General features: G+C 48.7%; 19 protein-coding genes and 1 pseudogene. 11 read left to right on the top strand and 9 right to left on the bottom strand.

Annotated elements, in window-relative coordinates; genetic code table 11:
• Both HKN79_10450 and HKN79_10445 read left to right on the top strand, forming a co-directional pair.
• The coding region (locus HKN79_10450; GenBank protein NNC83986.1) for a T9SS type A sorting domain-containing protein at positions 1-1,185 on the top strand (1,185 nt) is incomplete at its 5' end.
• Between the two features lie 79 nt (positions 1,186-1,264).
• Complete coding sequence (locus HKN79_10445) at positions 1,265-2,017, top strand: methyltransferase domain-containing protein (protein NNC83985.1); 753 nt, start codon at positions 1,265-1,267, stop codon at positions 2,015-2,017.
• Here HKN79_10445 and mazG read toward each other — a convergent pair.
• Entirely contained in the window at positions 2,014-2,784 is a 771-nt protein-coding gene (gene mazG, locus HKN79_10440) for a nucleoside triphosphate pyrophosphohydrolase (GenBank protein NNC83984.1), read from the bottom strand. The two genes, HKN79_10445 and mazG, sit on opposite strands and share 4 nt — an antisense overlap.
• Positions 2,785-2,849: 65 nt before the next feature.
• Here mazG and HKN79_10435 point away from each other — a divergent pair, with 65 nt between their 5' ends.
• Positions 2,850-3,956 (top strand): acyloxyacyl hydrolase, encoded by a 1,107-nt coding sequence (locus HKN79_10435; GenBank protein NNC83983.1) that lies wholly within the window; start codon positions 2,850-2,852, stop codon positions 3,954-3,956.
• Complete coding sequence (locus HKN79_10430; protein ID NNC83982.1) at positions 3,934-4,815, top strand: mechanosensitive ion channel family protein; 882 nt, start codon at positions 3,934-3,936, stop codon at positions 4,813-4,815. Before HKN79_10435 ends, HKN79_10430 begins: the two co-directional genes overlap by 23 nt.
• On the opposite strand, the gene HKN79_10425 is transcribed toward HKN79_10430, so the two are convergent.
• Entirely contained in the window at positions 4,787-6,577 is a 1,791-nt protein-coding gene (locus HKN79_10425) for an excinuclease ABC subunit C (protein NNC83981.1), read from the bottom strand. The genes HKN79_10430 and HKN79_10425 overlap by 29 nt on opposite strands.
• A 67-nt stretch (positions 6,578-6,644) precedes the next feature.
• Between HKN79_10425 and idi the strand changes: the two genes are divergently transcribed.
• The 6 genes from idi to HKN79_10395 all read left to right on the top strand — a co-directional run bounded on the left by idi (position 6,645) and on the right by HKN79_10395 (position 12,303).
• Complete coding sequence (idi, locus tag HKN79_10420; protein ID NNC83980.1) at positions 6,645-7,157, top strand: isopentenyl-diphosphate Delta-isomerase; 513 nt, start codon at positions 6,645-6,647, stop codon at positions 7,155-7,157.
• A gap of 63 nt (positions 7,158-7,220) precedes the next feature.
• The gene (locus HKN79_10415; protein NNC83979.1) at positions 7,221-8,744 is read left to right on the top strand and encodes a HAMP domain-containing histidine kinase; all 1,524 of its coding nucleotides are present in this window, start codon (positions 7,221-7,223) and stop codon (positions 8,742-8,744) included.
• A complete protein-coding gene (locus HKN79_10410; protein ID NNC83978.1) occupies positions 8,734-9,429 on the top strand; it encodes a response regulator transcription factor in 696 nt (231 codons plus the stop codon). The genes HKN79_10415 and HKN79_10410 overlap by 11 nt, the downstream gene beginning before the upstream one ends.
• 45 nt (positions 9,430-9,474) lie before the next feature.
• Positions 9,475-10,866, top strand: coding sequence for an aldehyde dehydrogenase family protein (locus tag HKN79_10405; GenBank protein NNC83977.1), 1,392 nt, complete (start codon positions 9,475-9,477; stop codon positions 10,864-10,866).
• Between the two features lies 1 nt (position 10,867).
• Positions 10,868-11,287, top strand: a complete 420-nt coding sequence (locus HKN79_10400) for a VOC family protein (GenBank protein ID NNC83976.1) — start codon at positions 10,868-10,870, stop codon at positions 11,285-11,287.
• Complete coding sequence (locus HKN79_10395) at positions 11,284-12,303, top strand: FAD:protein FMN transferase (protein NNC83975.1); 1,020 nt, start codon at positions 11,284-11,286, stop codon at positions 12,301-12,303. The genes HKN79_10400 and HKN79_10395 overlap by 4 nt, the downstream gene beginning before the upstream one ends.
• A 47-nt stretch (positions 12,304-12,350) precedes the next feature.
• Here the strand turns inward: HKN79_10395 and HKN79_10390 are convergent, their stop codons facing one another.
• From HKN79_10390 to HKN79_10375, 4 genes are read right to left on the bottom strand one after another with little or no spacing between them, the layout of a single operon-like run.
• Positions 12,351-12,542 carry a membrane or secreted protein gene (locus HKN79_10390; GenBank protein NNC83974.1) on the bottom strand — a complete coding sequence of 64 codons (192 nt, stop codon included), beginning with the start codon at positions 12,540-12,542 and terminating at the stop codon, positions 12,351-12,353.
• Positions 12,543-12,577: 35 nt separating this feature from the next.
• Positions 12,578-12,907: a TfoX/Sxy family protein gene (locus HKN79_10385; GenBank protein NNC83973.1), complete on the bottom strand. Its 330-nt coding sequence runs from the start codon at positions 12,905-12,907 to the stop codon at positions 12,578-12,580.
• Positions 12,908-12,920: 13 nt separating this feature from the next.
• Positions 12,921-13,919, bottom strand: a complete 999-nt coding sequence (locus tag HKN79_10380) for an NAD(P)H-dependent glycerol-3-phosphate dehydrogenase (protein NNC83972.1) — start codon at positions 13,917-13,919, stop codon at positions 12,921-12,923.
• Entirely contained in the window at positions 13,919-15,610 is a 1,692-nt protein-coding gene (locus tag HKN79_10375; protein ID NNC83971.1) for a M20/M25/M40 family metallo-hydrolase, read from the bottom strand. The genes HKN79_10380 and HKN79_10375 overlap by 1 nt, the downstream gene beginning before the upstream one ends.
• Positions 15,611-15,670: 60 nt before the next feature.
• On the opposite strand from HKN79_10375, the gene HKN79_10370 reads away from it, so the two are divergent.
• Entirely contained in the window at positions 15,671-16,423 is a 753-nt protein-coding gene (locus HKN79_10370; GenBank protein NNC83970.1) for a hypothetical protein, read from the top strand.
• An 84-nt stretch (positions 16,424-16,507) separates the two neighbouring features.
• On the opposite strand, the pseudogene HKN79_10365 reads toward HKN79_10370, so the two are convergent.
• The 3 genes and pseudogenes from HKN79_10365 to HKN79_10355 form a co-directional block, all read right to left on the bottom strand.
• A pseudogene (locus HKN79_10365) lies at positions 16,508-17,065 on the bottom strand (hypothetical protein).
• Between the two features lie 5 nt (positions 17,066-17,070).
• The gene (locus tag HKN79_10360; GenBank protein NNC83969.1) at positions 17,071-18,321 is read right to left on the bottom strand and encodes a peptidoglycan DD-metalloendopeptidase family protein; all 1,251 of its coding nucleotides are present in this window, start codon (positions 18,319-18,321) and stop codon (positions 17,071-17,073) included.
• Positions 18,322-18,443: 122 nt separating this feature from the next.
• Positions 18,444-19,250, bottom strand: an 807-nt coding sequence (locus HKN79_10355; GenBank protein NNC83968.1) for a DUF3108 domain-containing protein, incomplete at its 5' end; no start/stop codon positions are given.

The following is a 19,250-nucleotide window of genomic DNA, read 5'->3' as shown; positions in this document are numbered from 1 at the left end:
GCTCAGAACGTACCGGTGGAAGGTTATGGATTCAGATTCCAAGAAACTAGCGATGGTGTTACTCCTAACGGTAACTTGGATGTAGCTATCCAACAGCCGAATGTGATTCCTTATATCCAATTGGATGATGTGCCTGGAGGCCTAGAGTATGGTAAGCAATACCTGGTTTCTGTACAGCACAGGGTCAGAGTCCGTGCAAATGGATCTATCTCTGAATTCTGGAGTGACTTCCAGGCAGAATGTGTGATCGGTCTGCAAGCGGATATCCCGCTGACACAGCTTCAGGATGCGTACTGTAACTCGCCAAGCGGTGATATGTATCTGGAGGATCAAGTACAAGCAGTGCCGGTATTCGGAGCGAGTGCTTATCGATTCACTTTCACTGGTCCGGGTGGAACTTTCCAGGAAGTCGAGCCGAACTACTCTGTGTATCTCTATGATGTGGGACCATTTGGTGGCCCAGGTCTGCAGTATAATTCTGCGGTATACAATGTGACTGTAGAGTCCTTCGTCAATGGCGTATGGTCAGCTCCAGGTCCTATTTGTACGGTAGCTATGGCTTCTGAGCCTGAGAACACAGAAGTTCAGAACCCATACTGTGGTGGTACTTACAACTATCCGGATCCGAACTACATCCTCGCTGAGTATGTATATGGAGCTACTGGATATGAGTGGGAGTGGACTCCGACTTCTGGTCAAACGACTGGAATCCAGACCACGATGACCAATGGTATCTCGCTTGCATTCCATACGACCGATCTCGACTTGAGTGAAGGTGGATCTTGGGATGTACGTGTACGTGCCTTGGCTGAAGGTCAGAATGGTTCATTCTCTTCCGTATGTCCGATCAATATCACTGCTGTAGGCCCGATTGCTCCTCCTTCGGATGACGTATCGGATATCAAAGTGATCGATGGCTCTGACATCGTAGCTGAGATCTATCCGAACCCATCTAACGGTGAGCAGGTCGCTATCAACCTGAGCGAATTGACTGATGAGAATCAGAAGATCGTGATCGAAGTCGTTGACTTCACAGGTAAGGTGGTCTACACCGAGCAGCTCGCGAACAAAGGTTCCAATGCGAACTTCATCGTTGACTTCGATAACAAACTCGCTAAGGGTATGTACTTCGTCAACATGTACGTGAACGATCAGATGCTTGTTGAGAAGCTCACTGTAGAGTAAGCCTCGACAAACCCATAATAATTCCAAAGCCCTCCGCTCAACGCGGGGGGCTTTTTTTATCTTCCTGCTTCCTCAATTCATGTCTGCAGATATTCCCCATACTGAAGAGTGGTTCAAGACCTGGTTCGATACAGCCTACTATCATTTGCTCTATCGGCATAGGGATGAGAATGAGGCTGCCTTCTTCATCCATCGACTGATAGATGTACTCGACCTGAGAGCCGGAGACAAGGTCATGGATCTAGCCTGCGGGCGTGGACGTCATTCCATTACCCTGCATGATGCAGGATTCGAAGTACTCGGTCTTGACCTTTCTAAGAACAGTATCAGAGCAGCCCGGACCTTTGCGCGACCAGGACTGCGATTCGAGCAATGGGACATGCGGAATGTCTATCCTGAAAAGGGATTTGCCTGTGTATTCAATCTATTCACGAGTTTCGGATACTTCGATAGTATGGAGGATAACCTTAAGGTACTCAGGGCCATCCACTCGGTATTGGCGCAAGAAGGAAAATTGGTCTTAGATTATCTCAATCCCGATGCATTGGGGAAGATCGATGGGGGTACCACGGCCGTGGATGTGGAGGAGGTGCAATTCAGAACTTCCAAATACCTGGAGAATGATCGTGTGATCAAGGAGATCGAGGTAAAGGATGGCGATGAGACCCACCAATTCAAGGAGTCTGTACAATTGATCGACCTCTCTACTTTTCAAAAACTGTTCAGAGAAGCAGGTCTGCAGATCACGCAGACCTTTGGGGATTATGACCTGGGTGCATTCGTACCGGAATCCTCACCACGTATCATTCTCATCGCAGAACAGATGCGCTAGGCCTCCGTTTTACTCCGTTCCCAATATGCATCCAGTTCTGCCAGAGCCATCTCTGACATGACTTTTTCATCCTTGCTGATCTCGGCCTCCATGAACTGAAATCGTTTGATGAATTTGCGATTGGTGCATTCTAGCGCATCATCGGGATTGACATCGAGGAATCGTGCATAATTGATCATGGAGAAGAGCACATCTCCGAATTCTTCTGGCACCCGAGGTGAATTAGTATCTACCTCCTCTTTCAACTCTTCTAGTTCTTCTTGAAGCTTCTCCCATACCTGGCCCCGATGCTCCCAGTCAAAACCAATTCCTCTGGCCTTGTCCTGTATGCGTATGGCCTTGACCATAGAAGGCAGTGACATGGGCACGCCTTGTAGTACACTCTTCTTTCCCTCTTTGAGTTTCAATTTCTCCCAGTTGGCTTTTACCTCTTCTTCATCAGCTACCTCTACATCTCCGTAAATATGCGGGTGTCTGCTGATCAACTTCTCGCAGATACCATCGATCACCGATGTGATATCAAACACCTCTTTTTCATCCCCTATCTTAGCATAGAACACGATGTGCAACAAAAGATCCCCGAGTTCTTTGGATACCTCAGGAAGGTCATTCTCGATAATGGCATCGTTCAGCTCATAGGTCTCCTCTACTGTCAAGTGACGAAGGCTCTCCATGGTCTGCTTCATATCCCATGGACACTTGGCCCGGAGCTCATCCATGATGTCCAGTAATCGTCCGAATGCCTCTTTTGCTTTTTCCTTGTCCATGCCGGGGGCTGTATTGAAGAGATCGAAGATATCCACCCCATGGCAAAAGGCTAAATTCAGCGCCTATGAAATCACTTCTCACCGCATGTATTCTCTGCGTAGCACTCCTTGCAAAAGGGCAGCAGGATACTTGGTTGGAGGTGAGGTACTCTCCAGGTGCGTTCATACCCCATCGACTTTCGCTCCCTCAATTGCGGACTGGACCGGCCAAGACACTGAGTATCAGCTACTCCAGAGGACTGGATGGGACCATGGATTGGCATCACTACTATCGCGGAGGTCATCGGGGCTTGAGTCTCTTTGTGATGGATACTGGAAATCGGGATGAGATGGGCTATTTCTTGAGCCTGTATCCCTATCTGGATCTACCTATTACCGCCAATGAGCGGTCGGGTCTGGAATGGCATATGGGAGTTGGGCTGGCCTACTTGACCGAGCACTATGATTTCGAGGAGAATTTCTACAACAAGGCCATCGGGGGTCATATCAACTACAGTATTGTGATGGCTCTTCGCTACCGTATCGAGAGGGGAAATTGGCGGGCTGCGACAGGATTGTCCATGAGTCATGCCTCGAATGCAGCGATACGTCTTCCTAATCTTGGAGTCAATTTCGTCTCGCTGGATATGGTCTTAGCGTATCGCATCGCGCAAGGTGAGAAGGTGGAATGGGATATGGATCGGCCTTGGTCGACCTCTAAGGACCTTCATCTCTTGGCAAGTGTAGGTATGCGAGAGGCCAACTCCTTCACCCATGAGATATTCGGGGTACAGGAAATAAGACTGAGATATCAGAAACGATTCAGTTCTCGGATGGCTTGGAGCTTAGGTACTGACTTTATCCATAATCAAGCAGGATATCAGGAATTGGATGATGATCTGGAGGTCGACTTTGGCTTGGATGTACTGCAGTGGGGGCTACACGGGGGTATTGCTTTGGTCTTCGATAAAGCATGCTTGTATTTCAACAACGGTCTGTACTTGGTAGAAGGCTATCAGGGTCAAGGTCCATTATATCATCGCTTCGGTGGATACTTGCAGATATCGGATCGGTGGATGGTCGACCTCTCTCTGAAGACACATTTTGCCAAGGCGGATTATCTGGCTTTGGGACTGGGATATTCCATAGCTTCGAAAAAAATCAAGGACCATGGAGGAAGTGGTGATCAGTGACAATATGATGTACGCCATCAAAGCCGTGCTCGCGCTAGTGATAGCTACGGTACTCTCTATGTTGGCCAGAAGGGCCATTCGCCACGTTATCCAAAAGCGATGGGAAGAACGGAATGAAGATGTCACCCGGCTCAAGTTCTTACGGAATTCGGCATCGGCTATCTGCTATGCACTGGCCATTGCCTACATTTTCTATGAAATTCCTGCTCTAAACAATCTCGGAACAGCACTTTTTGCTGGTGCTGGGGTCTTGGCAGCTATAATCGGTTTTGCATCTCAGAAGGCCTTTGCCAATATAGTGAGCGGGATCTTCATCCTCCTTTTCAGGCCCTTCAAAGTTGGAGATGCAGTAAGTGTAGGTGGAAGAGTAGGCTTGATCGAGGACATTACCCTCAGACATACCGTGATTCGGGATTATGAGAATCGAAGGGTGATCATCCCCAATAGCATCATCAGCGATGAAACGATCATCAATAGCAATATCATGGATGAGACCATCCGACAGCAGGTCTTTTTCGGCATCAGCTATGAGTCGGATATCGATCGAGCGATACGGTGCATTCAGGAAGTTGCAATCGCTCATCCACTGAGTATGGATAGACGCTCTCCCGAAGAGCTGGAATTAGGACACCCACCGGTAGTGGTGAGAGTGGTCTCTTGGGAGGACTCTTCCATCAACTTGAGAGCGCAGGTATGGGCGGCAAATGTGGATGATGCATTTGTAATGAAATGTGATCTTCTCCATCAGGTCAAAAAACGATTCGAGAAGGAAGGCATCGAGATTCCCTATCCCCATCGTGCACTGGTCATGAAGGGAGGAGAAGCTCCGGTCATTGCACCTGAAAGTACTGGAAGATGATCTTGGCCTTATTGGCCCCTACTACCTGAGTGAGCTGTTCTTCATTGGCCTCTCTGATATTCTTGACCGAACCGAAATGTTTGAGCAAATTTTGAGCGGTACCCTTTCCAATGCCTTGTATTTCAGTGAGTTCGGTTCCTATTGCGCTTTTACTCCTCCGATTCCTGTGATGGGCCAGGCTGAATCGGTGAGCCTCATTCCGCAGGTGTTGGATCAATTTAAGGGATTCACTTTTCTTATCGATATACACGGGTATCGAGTCTCCCGGGTAATAGATCTCTTCTAATCGTTTTGCAATACCGATCACGGTCATTTTCCCACGTATACCCAATTCATCCACACTTCGCATGGCCGAGCTCAATTGACCCTTGCCACCATCTATGATCACCAGCTGAGGTAGGGATTCACCGTCTTTTAGCAGTCGACTGTATCGCCTATGTATCACTTCTCGCATAGAGGCGAAATCATCAGGACCTTCTACGGTCTTGATATTGAAATGTCGGTAGTCCTTCTTGCTGGGCTTTCCATTCTTAAAGACCACACAGGCCGATGTAGGGTGGGTGCCTTGGATATTGGAATTATCGAAACACTCGATATGAACAGGGAGTTCATTGAGTCGGAGATCCTCTTTGACCTGTGTCAGGATACGGGAGTAATGTTGCTCGGGGTCCACCAGTCGGGACTGCTTGCGTTTTTCGAGCAGGTAGTACTTCACATTGCGTTCGCATAGATCCAACAACTGTTTACGCTCACCGCGCTGAGGGACGGTCACCTGAACCTCTTCATCTAGCTCAGGCAGTTCCACCGGACTGATGATCTCCACACTGGATGAGCCTGTTTCCTCGCGGATATTGCGGATGGCATAGGTGAGTATCTCGCTCTCGTCATCGGCTATACCGCTGCTCATCTCCTGCACGTGACCTTGTACGATGGCCCCATCGATCACCTTGACGAATCCCACATAGTACTTTTTCATCTCCTTTCTCAAGTAGTAGACCTCGGCATCTTGAACATGGCTACTTACTACCGCAGAGCCACTCTGGTATTTCTGCACCATATCGAGTTTCTCCTTGAGAAGTTGAGCACGCTCGAAATCCAACTCAGCTGCGTACTGGGCCATACGCTCCTCAAGCGAAGCGATCACCTCTCGTGTGTTCCCTTTGATGATCTGTCGTATGGTCTGAATGCCTTGCATATAATCCTCCTCGGTCTGAAACCCTTCACACGGACCCAGACAGTTCCCGATATGATACTCCAGACAGACCTTGAACTTTCCGGCCTCGATATTCTTCTGCGTGAGATTGTAATTGCATGTGCGCAAAGGATAGAGTTTAGTGGCCAGTGAGAGGAGCGTCTTGATCAGTTTGACCGATGCATATGGGCCGAAGTATTCCGATCCATCATCTACCTTGTTGCGCGTTGAGAAAATTCGTGGAAAGGGCTCCTTCTTGATGCAGAGCCAGGGGAATGTCTTATCATCCTTCAGTTGGATGTTGTACTTGGGCTTGTAGCGCTTGATCAGGTTATTCTCCAGCAAGAAGGCATCCTGCTCCGAACTCACCTCCATGTACTCCAGATCCTCTATATGCCGCACCAGCATACGGGTCTTTCCGTTCTTGGCCTTGTCCTTATTGAAATAGGAGCGCACGCGATTGCGAAGCTTCTTGGCCTTGCCCACATAGATGATATCGCCATCCGCATTCTTGAATTGATAGATGCCCGGTCGATTGGGGAGGGTAGATATCTTGTCTTCGAGTTCCACGGGCTTAAATTAAGACCTGTGATCGTAAAGCGTATCAGGTATTTGCTTGTCATACCTTTGTCGCCCTATGGAAAACGTAGTACTGGTAGATACGGATGATAGGCCCATCGGACTGATGGAGAAGATGGAGGCTCATGAAAAAGCACTCTTACATCGAGCGTTTTCCGTATTTATCTTCGATAGCCGAGGTCGGATGCTCATTCATCGCAGGGCCTTGAGCAAATACCACTCTGGAGGTCTCTGGACCAATACCTGCTGTAGCCATCCACGTGATGGGGAGACCGCCATGGAGGCAGCTCACCGCAGACTACAGGAAGAGATGGGCTTTGATTGCGAGCTGGAACATCGCTTCCATTTCATCTACAAGGCCGAATTGGATCAAGGTCTCACTGAGCACGAGTTGGATCATGTATTCACCGGTGTCTATGAGGGAGAGATCATACCTGAAGCAGAGGAGGTAATGGACTATCGCTATATCTCCATGGGCGATCTGGATCAAGAACTGGCCGATGATCCAATGCGCTATACGGAGTGGTTCAAGATCGCGCTACCTAATGTGAGAGAACACCTGGGAATCTAGGCTGTTAAAAAACGTTAAGCACACAATCCCACCCTTCAGTCCACGCTACTTTTGTATCGGTAGATGAAAAGAAGCTGGATATACTCTGTAGTGGGTCTCATGGCCCTGGCTCTGGTGGGTGTGGGAGCCATCCAATACTATCTTTTTCAGAATACCGTCAAGCTCAAAGAAGCACAGTTCAGCTATAGCGTGAATATGGCGCTCAACGAAGTGAGTGAAGAAGTACAGCGCTTCGAGACCAAAGAGCGTATTCTATCCAATCGACAGAGTAGAAAAGCGCTGCACCGACTGGACAGCATCCAGAGAGTGATGGCCTCTGGCTGGACCCGAGATAATGGGTACTACGTAAAAGATACAGTCATCCTGACCGATGAAGGAACACTCCAGATGAGTTACACGGCCTACACTGATCTGGGTGAGGAGCGAGAATTGATCTCAGAAGTCGATTTCGAATCCGGGCTCGGCTCTGTGATGGACCCCTTCTGGATAGAGGATATGATCAGTGGGGTTTTCGACATGCAACGCATGCGGCCCTTCGATGAGCGGATGGATTTTACAGAGATGGATAGTATCATCCATCGCATCTTCCATGGATTCGGAATAGATACCGATGTGGACTTTGCGGTATTCAATGCTTTTGGGCAACCCGTATTGTTCGACAGGGCATCTGACATGAAACCCTTGGTCTCTCTGAGCAAGTCGGATTACCGGGTGCGGATCAACCCCAACCAGCTGATGAGCGACCCGCTGTATCTACACATCGGATTCCCATCAGAGCGCAGCTATGTGATGACCACACTCAGGCCCTTGCTCTTCTCATCTGCTGGACTCATGATCATCATCATGGCCGCCTTTGCCTTCACAGTGTATATCATCCTCAGACAGAAACGGGTATCGGAGATCAAGAACGATTTCATCAATAATATGACCCATGAGCTCAAGACTCCCGTGTCGACCATCGCACTTGCCTGTGAGGCCTTGAGCGATCCGGATATGCGTAGCATTCAAGGAAGTACCGATCGCTATGTGGGGATGATACGCGATGAGAACAGACGATTGGGGACCTTGGTAGAAAGTGTGCTACAGACGGCCATCGTAGATCGCGGAGAATTGAGATTGAAGAAAGAACATATCCATCTACACGGGCTCATCCAAGAAGCAGTCGATCATATCCGACTGGCACTGAACAAGCGTCAGGGAAGTATCACTTTGGAATTGAAGGCCATAGAAGATGGTCTGTGGGCAGATGAGGTACATGTTCAGAATATCATCGGTAATCTGTTGGATAACGCGATGAAATACAGTCCAGAAGATCCGGATATTCACATTCAAACGGCCAAAGAAGGAGAGTTCATACGGCTGAGTGTCAGCGATAAAGGAGTGGGTATCTCTAAGGAGCACCTCAAGCGCATATTTGATAAACTGTATCGGGTCCCTACCGGGAATACCCACGATGTCAAAGGATTCGGTCTCGGACTCAGTTATGTAAAAGCAGTCGTAGATAAGCATTGCGGTCACATCGAGGTGCACAGTGAGCCCGGATCAGGAAGCCGATTCGATATATATCTTCCCGTAGATGAAGAATGACCGACATATACTGCTGGTAGAGGATGATCCCAATCTAGGGACACTCCTACATGAGTACCTACAGGTCAAGGGATATCGAGTGGATCATGCGACCGATGGTCAACAAGGATTCGATCACTTCCGCAAGAAGGACTATGACTTCATCATCTTAGACGTGATGATGCCTAAGAAGGATGGGTTCACACTGGCCAAGGACATCCGCAGCATCGATCAAGAAGTGCCCATTCTCTTCCTGACTGCCAAAACGATGAAGGAGGATACCCTACATGGATTCAAGGTGGGAGCCGATGATTACATGACCAAGCCCTTTTCCATGGAAGAGCTTCTCTTACGAATGCAGGCGATATTGAAACGCACAAACAATGGGGAAGAGGAGAAGGATGAAGGTCCCATTCAGATCGGGTTGTTCACATTCGACCCGCAGCGGCAGATGCTCCTTTTGGATGGAGAAGAAGATAAATTGACCACTAAAGAGAGCCAGTTGCTTCATCTTCTCTGTAAGAAGAAGAACGACATATTGGATCGTTCGACCGCATTGAACATGGTCTGGGGAGATGATACCTATCACAACGGTCGCAGTATGGATGTCTACATCACAAAACTCCGTAAACACCTCCGTCCCGACCCGGCCATAGAGATCGTCAATGTGCATGGCCAGGGATTCAAGCTATTGGTCAAAAGCTGATCACTGATTATTCTGGAATGAGGTTTTAGTATTATTACCCTTTCCATGGCAACAAGCGTAGCCCATATTCAAGATGTCTATCATGCTCAGCGGGAATTCTTCCGCAGTGGGGCTACACGGCCGTATCGATTCAGAAAAGCACAGATCAAGAAGTTGCACTCGGCCATCAAGGAATATGAGCCCCAGATCCTAGAGGCATTGAAACAGGATCTAGGCAAACCCGAGTTCGAGGCTTATGGCAGCGAGGTGGGGTATATGTACAATGAGATCCGGCACACCTTACGCTATCTGAAAGATTGGATGGCCGTTGAACGTGAGCCAACTTCCATTGCCCATTTCCCTACACGGAGCAAGGTCTATTCGGTCCCCAAGGGACAGGTGCTCATTCTGGCACCGTGGAACTATCCCTTTATGCTCATCCTTGACCCTTTATTGGGGGCCATGGCAGCAGGCAACACGGCCGTTCTGAAATTACCCTCTCAAACTCCGCATACCTCCGAGATTGTGGATCAGATGATATCCAAACACTTCGATGAGCGGTACATAGACACCATTCGTATCGATGACACGGATATTATTCCGAATCTGATCACAGGGAATTTCCGTTTCGACCATATCTTCTTCACGGGCAGTACACGGGTAGGTCATTTGATCATGGCTGCTGCGGCCGAAAAACTCATTCCGGTGACCTTGGAACTCGGGGGTAAGAGCCCGGCTATCGTTGATTCCACCGCTGATCTGAAGGTTACTGCCAAACGGATTATCTGGGGAAAGGCCTTCAATGCTGGGCAGACCTGCATCGCTCCTGATCATGTATTTGTCCATCATGAGGTAAAGACCCCATTGTTGAGACGATTGGAGCTAGAGGCCGATGAGGTGATGGAGAAGTATGGAGGGCTGGATGGGTTCTCCCGTATCATCAACTTGAAGCGATTCGAGACCTTGTTGAGTTACTTGGACGGTCAGGAAGAGATATCAGGCGGTCTGGTAGATGCAGATGATCTCAAATTGGGGCTATGTATCGTGGATGAGCCTGGCATGGATAGCGCATTGATGCAAGAGGAGATATTCGGACCTATCCTTCCGGTGATCGCCTATACGGATGAGGCAGATCTGCAAGAGAAGTTGGGACAGAACCCCTTTCCTTTAGCCTTCTATCTCTTTTCCAAGGATAGGAAGAAGCAGGAGGAATTGATGCAGTCGGTTCCATTCGGAGGAGGGTGTATCAATAATTGTTTGATCCAGATATCCAACCCCTATGTTCCTTTTGGAGGAATCGGAACGAGCGGATTAGGGCACTATCATGGGAAGAAGGGCTTTGACACCTTCTCACATAAGAAAAGTATCTTGAAGACAGGTACGTGGATCGATGTGCCTATCCGGTACGTACCTTACCGTGCATGGAAGATGAAAGTATTACGACTATTATTCAGATAAGATGAAAAAGCGAGTGATCGGTATCGGTGGGATATTCTTCAAATGCAAGGATCCCGACAAGACCAGGGAATGGTATGGTAAGCACCTCGGATTGGTGACCAATGACTACGGAAGCACCTTCGAATTTCGAAATGCAGAGAATCCCGAGGAAGCCAATTTCCTTCAGTGGAGCACCTTCAGTTCCGATAGCAAGTACATGGAGCCCGGCAAGGCAGACTTCATGGTCAACTATCGGGTAGAGGATCTTGCAGGTCTAGTAGAAGTCCTCAAAGAAGAAGGGGTAGAGATATGTGATGAGATAGAGGAGTATGAGTACGGAAAATTCGTCCATATCATGGATCCTGAAGGCAATAAGATCGAGCTGTGGGAGGCCAATAACGAAGTATATGCCCAGATGGGTGGCGGACAAACGACCAAATGAACCGAACAGCTTTCTTCTGTTTTTCTTTCCTCTTATTGATGGTGGCCTGTGCACCTCGCGATGAGATGACACAACTCACAGGTAAGGCTCAAGGGACTACCTTCAGTATCAAGTATCACGGAGAATCTGCTCCTGACCTGAGCGAAGAGGTCTCCCGAGTGCTGGAAGAGATCGATCTGAGCATGAATCTCTGGCGAGAAGACTCATTCATCAGTGAAATAAACAACAGCGGAGATTCCTTGTTACAGATTCCCTCCAAGGACGTGCATTTCATTCCTGTATTCAAAAGTTCTTATGAGGTATTCAGGCGGACCAAAGGTGCATTCGACCCTACGGTATATCCCCTGGTCAAAGTATGGGGCTTCGGTGCGATTCCACCTGATGCGGATACCATTCCTTCAGTGGAATCCCTTCTTGCTCATCATCACATAGGTGAATGGAAGATGCATATCGCTGCAATCGGTCCGGAGATCGCACTGGTCAAGCCTGCTGAGACACAGGTCGATTTCAATGGGATTGCTCAGGGCTACTCCGTAGATGCACTAGGGGCGCTATTGGAAGAAGAAGGCATTCAGAACTATATGATAGAACTGGGGGGCGAAGTGTTGGTCAAAGGTCAGAAGTTGGATGGAAGTCCATGGTCCATCGGAATCGAGAAACCTCAAGAAGGAGAACGGGAGATCCTCAAGAAATTGGAACTTCATGACGAGTCTATTGCTACCTCAGGCAGCTATCGCAAGTATCAAGAGCGGGATGGAAAACGTTTCTCGCACTGCATAGACCCTCGCAGTGGCTATCCGGTGAATCATAGTCTACTCAGTGTGACGGTCATTGCCCCTACGGCTATGGAAGCAGATGCCTATGCCACGGCCTTTCTGGTCATGGGAGTGGAAGAGTCTTTGGCCATGTTGAACAAAGGTCTGGGTGAGAGCATGGAGGTCCTATTCATTTATGATGAGAATGGGGAGAATCGAATGAAGGGGACAGGAAGGTTCTCGGATGTGAATGCGGACTAGGATCGAGTGGCATCTTCAGCCATTCTGACCCCCATTTAAATTGAGATCTAGTCCTCTTTCTTGCACTGCTCATCTGGCATGGCGCCACAGAAAGAGCAGGCTTCTCCTTCCTTATTCAGAAATGGGCTGTTACTCGCACATGTTCCCGCGAATTCACCATCCTTCTTTACTAAGAGTTTGATAGCGATTCCGGCAAAGGCCAGTCCGACCAATCCTATGGCAATGAGTATCAGTTTCATAGTGCAAAAATAGCCGCAATAAGCATGCCTTAGTCCTATTTTGTCAGCTTGCTTCGAGCATGTTGCAATCCATACTCCACTAGACGATTCAAGGACTGCTCGTCAGCAAATGCCTGAGGTGCAGCGAATATGAATTCCTTCATCACCTTACCTGTGAAATCCATGGGTCGCATGTGGACTTCGGTCAACACACTCTCATAGTACGGAGATTGGATACGGAATACGAGATCATCCTTGACCACCCCGCAGACCATCTTCCCTTTGTACAGAAAGCACAGGCCACCGAACATCTTCTTCTCGGTGACGCTATCGAGAGGTGAGAGCATGTCTCTGAGCCGATTTCCGAGTTGTTCATCAAAAGCCATGATCGAGAATCTCTTAAGTCAACTTATCAGCAAGGAGATAGAACTCCAGTTTAGGAGCATTCTTCTCGTATAGTATGCGATAGACTGCTTTGGTGATCGGAATCTCACACTCGTACTTCTCATTCATTGCTATCAGGCTCTTCACAGCATAGTAGCCTTCGGCCACCATATTCATCTCCATCATGGCCGTGCGCACATTGTAGCCTTTGCCGATCATGTGACCGAAATTGCGATTGCGGCTGAAATTGGAATAGGCCGTGACCAGTAGGTCTCCGAGATAGGCGCTTGATTTCACATCCCGGTGGATGGATTTCACCTCATCCAGGAATTCTTCCATCTCTCGTATCGCGTTGGATACGAGCACTGCCTGGAAATTGTCCCCATAGCCCAATCCATGGGCTACTCCACTGGCGATGGCAAAGACGTTCTTCATCGCAGTAGCTATCTCACTTCCGATGACATCATCGCTGACATGGGTCTTGATGTATCTGCAAGCCAACATCTCTGCCAGATACTCTGCTTTCTTCTTCTTTTTGCAGGCTACCGTCAGATAGGAGAGACGCTCCATAGCCACTTCTTCAGCATGACATGGCCCACAGATGATACCGAGATCCTTATATGGTATGTCGAATCGCTTGTGGAAGAATTTTGCCGGGACCATATCGAATTCAGAGACCATCCCTTTGACCGATGAGAAGATGATCTTACCTTCCAATTCTTGCTTATCCACCTCCCTGAATACACTGTAGATGTAGGTCGAAGGCACCACCATGATGAGGATATCCGAGGTGGCGATGACCCGATGTATATCGGTGTCCATCCGTAACTTGTCCGGTTCCAGATCAGCGCTAGGGAGGTATCTGGGGTTGTGACCGTACTTCTGAATGTGTTCTTTCTGCTCTTCAGATCGGACCAACCAATGGATCTCATCGAGGTTGTTCTGGAGCATCTTGACCAAGGCCGTGGCCCAACTACCACTGCCAATAACACCTATGCTGGGATTGTCCTCCATCAGTCGAATGTGACCTCCAAGCTGACCTCTGTGCCATCCCGGAGTACCACTAAGGTAGTGGTCTCTCCCGTCTCGAAGGTGGAGAGTCCTTCCATATAGGCGTAGATGTCACCTATTTCCTTCTGTCCCATTCGTATGATGACATCTCCTTTTTGGATTCCCGCCTTCTGACCTGGGCGACCTTCGGTCACCCCATCGATACGCATTCCTTTCTCTTCATATAGATAATCCGGAATGACTCCCAATGTGACTTTGAAGCGGGCGGCTTCCTTCTTCTCTTCCTTGGTCTGGGTGAATTCCAATTCCCCATCATCATCCACTTCATAGATGATGTGTTCCATATAGGCGATGATATCTTCTATCCCGTCATAGTTGATGAGGTGTTCGTCATCAGAGGGTTTGTGATAGTCCTCGTGGGTGCCACTGAAGAAATGCAATACGGGCACATCATTCAAGTAGAAACTCATATGATCGGATGGTCCGGTACCGGCCTCGGTGGTCTTGGCCTCCAGACCTTCAACGACCAAGGTGCTATCGATGAAATCCCAGGCAGGGGAAGTCCCCACACCATTGATGATGACCTTGTTGCGTTTTTCGCTCAACCTCCCGACCATATCCATATTGAGCATGTAGTTCACCTCTTCGAGATTCATGGTAGGATTCTTCACGAAGAAATTGCTTCCAAGTAGCCCACGTTCTTCTCCACTGAATCCCAGAAAAAGGACATTGTGGTCGAGTTCTTTACCTTTCAGAATACGGGCCAGCTCGAGCATGGCGGCCACACCACTGGCATTGTCATCTGCACCGTTGTGGATCTCAGGCTTTCCCCGATGAAGACTTCCTCCACCTCCGTGTCCTAGGTGGTCATAGTGCGCTCCGATAATGAAGGTGCGTTCCTTTCCATTATCGAGGAGCGCAAGTACATTCTTCCCTTGAAGTTTGGGTCGCTCGATAGTGAAATCTACTTCTATCGCTTGTGCACCCTGTGGGTCTTCATTCAAGAAGAGAACAGGGATTTCCAGTTCATTGACATTCTCGGTCAAGGTCTTACTGGGTGCTTGAGCTGTTGGATCGTCATTATACAAGATGACGGCTTTGGCACCGCGAAGCATAGCGGTCTCAGTTCGCTGGCGTAGGTCGTGATACGTAATATAGGCCGAGTGTGGATGGATGCCATCTGGTGATGAGATCTTCATGGTAACGATCTTATCACGCACTTCTTTGCCCGTGTAATCATCATAGTTCATATCAGGAGCTACGATGCCATATCCCACATCTACGGCCGGGCCGCTGAAGGCTGTGCTACCTGAGAAATTCAATGGATAATAGAGGCTATCTGCTATTTCCCGACCATCTATCACTAAACGGTTCTCTTGAGAAAGTTTGGGTGATCCAGTGAATTCAAAGGTCTGGTAGAAAGTGCCCTCATCCCCGGCAGGTGTCAAGCCCAATGCCTTGAATCGATCCGCGATATACTGTGCCGCTAAGGCTTCTCCTTTTGTCCCGGTATCCCGACCTTCAAGCTCATCGCTGGCCAGATACGTGATGTCCTTCTTCAATTGTTCCTTGCCACCGGTCAGGGTGCTTACCTGCTGCTCGCTCTTACAGGCGACAAGCAGGATCAAGATGCTGAATAATGCTGTTCTCCACATGGCCGCGAATATACAAAGTGGGTCTATGATGCTTGCCATTCTCCAGTTCAAGGGGTCTCAGGCAATTGGCATATCTTTTGAGCGTTCAATAGCGGTATTATGGGATTGAGATTTCTAGTTCTTATCGGCCTTTCTACATCTCTTACACTTTCTGCCCAGACGGAATATGTCAAGGTGAAGGGTAAGGTGGTAGATGCTACAGACGGTGTGGGACTATCCACGATGATGGCGGTAGACAAGAATTCAGGCAGTGGTACTTTCGGTAATGGGGACGGGGAGTTTGTGATGAATTTAGAGAAAGGGGATACCCTATTGGTAGGAGCAATAGGCTATGAGACCATTTCCTTTGCCATTCCTGCAGATTACGAAGGGACGGTCCTCTCCAAGACCTTCTACATGGAGAAGTTGGTGGTCACCCTGCCTCCAGTGGATGTCATCCCAGAACGGGAATTAGAAGAGATCAAAGAGGATATCGAAGAATTGGGATACAACCGCGAGGATTATCAATTATCGGGTATCAATGCCCTTCAGAGTCCCATCACTTTTCTCTATCAATCTTTCAGCAGACGTGAACGCTCAAAACGTTTGGTGGCCGAGCTGCGCAATCAGGATCGGATGCGCGAATTACTCAAGGAACTATTCCAGAAATATGTGGACTATGATATCATCCAACTGGAAGATGATGAATTCGATGATTTCATCGACTTCTGCAATGTGTCAGAGTACTTCTTGAAGAACAGTTCCCAATATGATTTCTTGGTCCATGTCAAACGCAGATTCTCTGAGTATAAGGACTCTCCGGTATGGATCAGACACCGGGCTGTGGATGACGAGGACTACTACAGGGAGTGATTATTTATCCTTCTTGAACGTGCGCTGGAACCAGTCTCCAAGCCAGGGTTCCTCTTGACGTTCTTCGCGCTCCTTCTCACGTTCTTTCTTGCGCTTGGCCTTTGCCCTTTGACGTTGACGCTTGTTCTGTTCGGCTCCCTTGATGACGACTTGTCTCAGGGACACACCCACCTGACCGCTATACCACGGTGTACGCCCAGTGATGTTGAAATTGGGTTTATAGTCGATAGAGACATTGTATCCCAATAGAGTGGTCTCAGCGCCAAAAAGTAGGTCGACTCCTAGTGTAGGGTTGCCATAGGTATATGTGATGGTCTGGGTATCCGGATTCTTCATCTCGCTCTGCTCTTCTCCGATGGACAATCCGGATCCTACGTAGAAATTGAGTCGCTTGGTGAGGATGCGTCTATGTCGCTCGAGCATGAGATGAGCGGTCGTGTTGTACTTGAAGTCACTCTGGATGATTCCTTCCAAGGTCACAAATCGGGCGATTCTATACTGACCGGTCAATCCAACGGTGCGACTATATGCACTGTTTCCCAGTCGCAGCCCAAGGCTTGCTCCATAACTCTGGGCATGGGATTCCTGGGTCGGGATGAGGAAGCAGCATGTGAGGAATAAGATGAAGAGAGAGTTCTGTATCGCACTCATGGAATCAAAGCTACGACCTCTGGGCCGAGCGAAAGCTGCTGATCCAATGAATCTCTGACCTGCTGGAAGGAGTCCATATTCTCAGGAAGTATCGGGTCGGAACTGGGAAATTCTTCTCTGCGATGGTCCACCTGTTTGCCGTTCTTCCAAAATCTATAACACACATGCGGACCGGTGGCCAGACCGGTGCTTCCCACGTATCCGATCACTTCCCCTTGCACGACCTGCTGTCCTCTCTCCACGGCTCTCTTGCTCATGTGGAGATATTGGGTGGTGTAAGTGCTGTTGTGTCTGATCTTGACAAAGTTCCCATTGTTACGGGTATAGGATGATTTGATCACTTCACCGTCTCCGGTCGCGAGTATGGGCGTCCCTCGAGGAGCAGCATAGTCTGTCCCTCGATGTGCCTTGAATCTCCGCTGCACAGGATGGAATCTCCGGTTGGAGTATCCCGAGGTCATTCTTCCGAATTTAAGAGGCGACTTCAAGAAAGCCTTGCGCAGGCCTTCTCCTTCTTCATCGAAATAATCCCTTTTGCCGTTCTGATTGTAGGCGTAGGCTCTGAATTCCAGGTCTTTGTGGGTGAATACACAGGCTTTCACCTCACCGATACCGATGAATTCATCCTCGATGAACTGCTCCTCGTACAATACCTTGAATCGGTCTCCCTTCTGCAGCCGATAGAAATCGATGGACCAAGCATAGATATCGGCCATTTCCAGGGCCAGGTTCTGACTCAAGCCTTGGTCGGTCAAGGTGAGGTATAGACTGGACTCGATAATCCCTTCTGCCATGGCCTCACGGGTCTCTATCTCTTTTTCGCCTGTGCTGGCATAGAGGCTGTCTTCGAGGTGAAGCACGGTGTAACGAATGGGGTCATGTTCATAGATGAAGGCCACCCCAGATGAAGTGCTGTCCTTTCTGCTCACCACATGGTATGGGCGTCCTACGCGTATATAGCGTGGGTCGAAATGATCCTTACTGTTGGTCAAGAGTCGGTCGATGCTGGGAAAATCCAAGTATTGGGATAGTATATCCCCTACGAACTGATTCTGTCGGATGGTGTCGTGTAGAATGGTGTAGTTCTGTTCATCGAAACCGAATGTGGAGCGAACTTGTGTAATGTCTTCGAGTTGGTCTTCAGAAGAGGAAGCTGGTTCAGGAATGGCTTCATCCCGGGTTGTGAATCGAAGCACCAGTATAGAGACCAGTAGAAATGCGGATAAAAAGAATAGTTGCTTTCTCATACATCCCAAATCTCGCACGTGAAGGCAGGGATTTGAAGTACAACGCAGTGAGGTTACTCAGATTGTGATGTTGATTCTGATCCTTAGCGCTAGACGCTGGGAAAGTGGCTTGTACGACTGGTTCAATCGTCCACCTTGGCGATGGCGTGCGAAAGACCTTCATACTTCACGACCTCCATCTTGATGGACCCTACGAGTACTTCGGCCTTTGCCAGGATGGGAATCTTATTGTCATCATCGGTGATCCATACCTGTAGGTCTTCTGAATCTTCGAAGATCCTGCCCTCCTGCACCACAGGAACGAATTTCATGCATCTGAATTTTCCTTTTCTCAGATTGACGACTTCTTTACCGAGGTACTTGATATGCAGATCATAGACCTCGTCATCCATGAAGGTCTGTATGGTGAATTGGTCACCGGGTCTAGCATCGGAGAAATCGAGTGTACGTGCGTAGTAGAATGCGGATATCATATCCTGTGCACCTACGGGAATCTCGAATACCTGCCCTTTACCATTATCTACCGCTGCGCGGTGATGGTGGAAGATATAGTCTTGGCTCTTCTTGTACTTGCCTTCTTCGATCCTTCTAACGAATTTCCATGGCATCAGGCTTTCTTGGTCCATGTAGGATTCATAGCGGTCCCTTACCTTGAAGAACCAGTTGAAGGCTCCCAGTGTCCTGCCTTTTCCTACCACGTGATACATCGGCCGTCCCAGACGGCTGTATTCGGTGGGGCGAACTTCTACCGTAGCCTCTCCAGCATCTACAAATCCATAGTGCAGTCTATAGGTCAATTTCTCTCCTATGTCGAATGCCTTGTTCTCGGTCCTGGGAAGTTCCTTATAGGGTTGTAGGTCCAGATCCACCTCTCTGGGTTTCATCACTTGGGCATGTACGGTGAATATGCACAGGAAGCCGCTCAATAG

This window comes from Flavobacteriales bacterium, assembly GCA_013001705.1.
Lineage (GTDB): Bacteria > Bacteroidota > Bacteroidia > Flavobacteriales_D > JABDKJ01 > JABDLZ01.
Note: the sequence above shows the minus strand (reverse complement) of the source record. Positions and strands in the feature narration are given on the sequence as shown.

What these genes read in the sequence shown, in the direction of transcription:
- idi (NNC83980.1), top strand. Translation starts at nt 6,645, where the DNA reads ATGGAAAACGTAGTACTGGTAGATACGGATGATAGGCCCATCGGACTG.
- mazG (NNC83984.1), bottom strand. Translation starts at nt 2,784, where the DNA reads ATGGACAAGGAAAAAGCAAAAGAGGCATTCGGACGATTACTGGACATC.
- HKN79_10405 (NNC83977.1), top strand. Translation starts at nt 9,475, where the DNA reads ATGGCAACAAGCGTAGCCCATATTCAAGATGTCTATCATGCTCAGCGG.
- HKN79_10370 (NNC83970.1), top strand. Translation starts at nt 15,671, where the DNA reads ATGGGATTGAGATTTCTAGTTCTTATCGGCCTTTCTACATCTCTTACA.
- HKN79_10360 (NNC83969.1), bottom strand. Translation starts at nt 18,321, where the DNA reads ATGAGAAAGCAACTATTCTTTTTATCCGCATTTCTACTGGTCTCTATA.
- HKN79_10400 (NNC83976.1), top strand. Translation starts at nt 10,868, where the DNA reads ATGAAAAAGCGAGTGATCGGTATCGGTGGGATATTCTTCAAATGCAAG.
- HKN79_10375 (NNC83971.1), bottom strand. Translation starts at nt 15,610, where the DNA reads ATGGCAAGCATCATAGACCCACTTTGTATATTCGCGGCCATGTGGAGA.
- HKN79_10430 (NNC83982.1), top strand. Translation starts at nt 3,934, where the DNA reads ATGGAGGAAGTGGTGATCAGTGACAATATGATGTACGCCATCAAAGCC.
- HKN79_10435 (NNC83983.1), top strand. Translation starts at nt 2,850, where the DNA reads ATGAAATCACTTCTCACCGCATGTATTCTCTGCGTAGCACTCCTTGCA.
- HKN79_10390 (NNC83974.1), bottom strand. Translation starts at nt 12,542, where the DNA reads ATGAAACTGATACTCATTGCCATAGGATTGGTCGGACTGGCCTTTGCC.
- HKN79_10385 (NNC83973.1), bottom strand. Translation starts at nt 12,907, where the DNA reads ATGGCTTTTGATGAACAACTCGGAAATCGGCTCAGAGACATGCTCTCA.
- HKN79_10410 (NNC83978.1), top strand. Translation starts at nt 8,734, where the DNA reads ATGAAGAATGACCGACATATACTGCTGGTAGAGGATGATCCCAATCTA.
- HKN79_10445 (NNC83985.1), top strand. Translation starts at nt 1,265, where the DNA reads ATGTCTGCAGATATTCCCCATACTGAAGAGTGGTTCAAGACCTGGTTC.
- HKN79_10415 (NNC83979.1), top strand. Translation starts at nt 7,221, where the DNA reads ATGAAAAGAAGCTGGATATACTCTGTAGTGGGTCTCATGGCCCTGGCT.
- HKN79_10395 (NNC83975.1), top strand. Translation starts at nt 11,284, where the DNA reads ATGAACCGAACAGCTTTCTTCTGTTTTTCTTTCCTCTTATTGATGGTG.
- HKN79_10380 (NNC83972.1), bottom strand. Translation starts at nt 13,919, where the DNA reads ATGGAGGACAATCCCAGCATAGGTGTTATTGGCAGTGGTAGTTGGGCC.